Below are 2,489 nucleotides of genomic sequence, written 5' to 3'. Positions count from 1 at the left end.
GGCCGAAGTAATTGACGCCCTGACCCAAGACGGTCCGGGTGTGCTGGCTACCGGCGGCGGCACCGTGTTGCGGCCTGCCAACCGCGAAGCTTTGCATGCGCGGGGCCAGGTGGTGTATCTGCGGTCGACTCCTGAAGAAGTCTTTCGCCGGGTGCGCCATGACGTGAACCGGCCCTTGCTGCAGGTGGCAGACCCTTTGAACCGCCTGCGTGACCTGTTCGCTATCCGTGACCCGCTGTACCGCGAAACCTCGCACTTTGTGATTGAGACCGGGCGGCCCTCGGTTTCCACGCTGGTCAACATGATCATCATGCAGTTGGAGCTTGGCGGCAGCGCTCCACCATCTTGAGTAGGCGGGGCACGCAAGAACGTGGGCTTCGCCTTAAACTGTGCGGCTATGTCCGCCCCTATTCAGCCCTCTCAGCCTTTCCAGGCCATCGCGCCCCAAACCGTCCACATCTCTCTGGGCGACCGTAGTTACCCTATCGCCATCGGCACCCAGTTGCTGGACAACCCGGCCACCTGGGCGGACCTGCCGCGTGCGGCGACGGCGCTGATCGTCACCAACACCACTGTCGGCCCGCTGTACGCCCAGCGGCTGCAGACTGCACTGCAAAGCCATTACCCCACCATCCACACCGTGGTGCTGCCGGATGGCGAGGTGTATAAAACCTGGGAAACCCTGAACCTGATTTTTGATGCGCTGCTGGGCCACGGCTGCGACCGCAAAACCGTGCTGTTTGCGCTGGGCGGTGGCGTGGTGGGCGACATGACTGGCTTTGCCGCTGCCAGTTACATGCGTGGCGTGCCTTTTGTGCAGGTGCCGACCACGCTGCTGGCGCAGGTGGACTCCAGCGTGGGCGGCAAAACCGCCATCAACCATCCACTGGGCAAGAATATGGTGGGCGCGTTCTACCAGCCCTGCAAAGTGGTCTGCGACTTGGGCACGCTGGCCACACTGCCGCCGCGTGAACTCAGCGCCGGGTTGGCGGAAATCATCAAATACGGGCCCATTGCCGATATGGCTTTGCTCGACTGGCTGGATGCGAATGTGGATGCCCTGCGCGCGGGCGATGTGGCCGCTCTGGCCCATGCGGTGCGGCGCAGCTGCGAGATCAAAGCCTACGTGGTGGGCCATGACGAGCGCGAAGCCGGGCTGCGCGCCATTTTGAACTTTGGCCACACCTTTGGCCACGCCATCGAGGCAGGTATGGGCTACGGCGCCTGGCTGCATGGCGAAGGCGTGGGTAGCGGCATGGTGATGGCCGCGCATTTGTCGCAGCGGCTGGGCCTGATCGACATGGCCTTGGTGCAGCGCCTGACACAACTTATCCAGCGCGCGGGCTTGCCCACCGTGGGTGCGGTGCTGGAGACGACCGACAACGCTGGCCGCTACCTGCAACTGATGTGCATGGACAAAAAAGCCGAGGCGGGCGAAATCAAGTTCGTGTTGATTGGCCCACCTGGCAGCGCCACCATGCGCGGCGCACCCGATGCCCTGGTGCGGGCGGTGGTCGATGCCTGCTGCGCATAAGCCATTTTGATGTTTGCTATTGAAGTAATAGCCACTAGCGCAGGCGCAATATACGCTAGAGCCCTATTTTTTATAAAAAATGCAATTGCCTACTTCGCTGCTTCAGCCAGAACACACGCAGCGCAGCCTAAGGGCGAATCCTAGCCCATGCCGTTAGCTTCCTACGCCTGCGACCCGGCGCAAACCCGGGGCCGCCGCTTCTTTGAGGCCGCTGCGCCCACCCGTACCGAGTTCCAGCGCGACCGCGACCGCATCGTCCATTCCACCGCGTTCCGCCGCCTGGTCTACAAAACCCAGGTGTTTTTGAACCACGAGGGCGACCTGTTCCGCACCCGGCTCACCCATTCGCTGGAGGTGGCGCAGCTGGGCCGCTCCATCGCCCGGGCTCTGGACCTGAACGAAGACCTGGTCGAGGCGATTGCCTTGGCCCACGACCTGGGCCACACACCGTTTGGCCACGCCGGGCAAGATGCGCTGAACGCTTGCATGGCCGAGCACGGTGGCTTCGAGCACAACCTGCAAAGTCTGCGTGTGGTGGATGCGCTGGAAGAGCGCTACCCGCTGTTTGACGGCCTGAACCTCACTTTCGAAACCCGCGAGGGCATCCTCAAGCACTGCTCCCGCACCAATGCGGAGAACCTGGGCGATGTCGGCCAGCGTTTTCTGGACCGCACCCAGCCCAGCCTGGAAGCCCAGCTCTGCAACTTGGCCGACGAGATCGCTTACAACGCCCACGACATCGACGACGGCGTGCGCTCCGGCCTGATCACGCTCGACCAGTTGCAAGACGTGCCGCTGGTAGCCCATTTTCACCAGCAAACCTTGGCCGAGCACCCGCATTTGCAGGGCCGCCGCGTGCTGTATGAATCTATCCGCCGCATGCTCAGCGCCCAGGTTTACGACGTGATCGCCGCCACCCAGGCCGCCCTGCAGGCCGCCCAGCCGAACAGTGTGG

3 protein-coding genes are annotated in these 2,489 nt (G+C 63.2%); all 3 read left to right on the top strand.

The window, feature by feature from the left end; translation table 11 throughout:
• Positions 1–349: shikimate kinase (locus Q0T48_RS08860; RefSeq protein ID WP_295955269.1), on the top strand; the 349-nt coding region annotated here is incomplete at its 5' end.
• A 48-nt stretch (positions 350–397) separates the two neighbouring features.
• Complete coding sequence (gene aroB, locus Q0T48_RS08855) at positions 398–1,534, top strand: 3-dehydroquinate synthase (RefSeq protein WP_295955266.1); 1,137 nt, start codon at positions 398–400, stop codon at positions 1,532–1,534.
• A 147-nt stretch (positions 1,535–1,681) separates the two neighbouring features.
• Positions 1,682–2,489: deoxyguanosinetriphosphate triphosphohydrolase (locus Q0T48_RS08850; RefSeq protein WP_295955263.1), on the top strand; the 808-nt coding region annotated here is incomplete at its 3' end.

Source organism: Rhodoferax sp., from assembly GCF_025354435.1.
Lineage (GTDB): Bacteria > Pseudomonadota > Gammaproteobacteria > Burkholderiales > Burkholderiaceae_C > Rhodoferax_B.
This window is presented reverse-complemented; position numbering and strand designations above follow the sequence as displayed.

Excerpts from the sequence above, each read along its gene's own strand:
- aroB (WP_295955266.1), top strand. The coding sequence starts at position 398 with ATGTCCGCCCCTATTCAGCCCTCTCAGCCTTTCCAGGCCATCGCGCCC.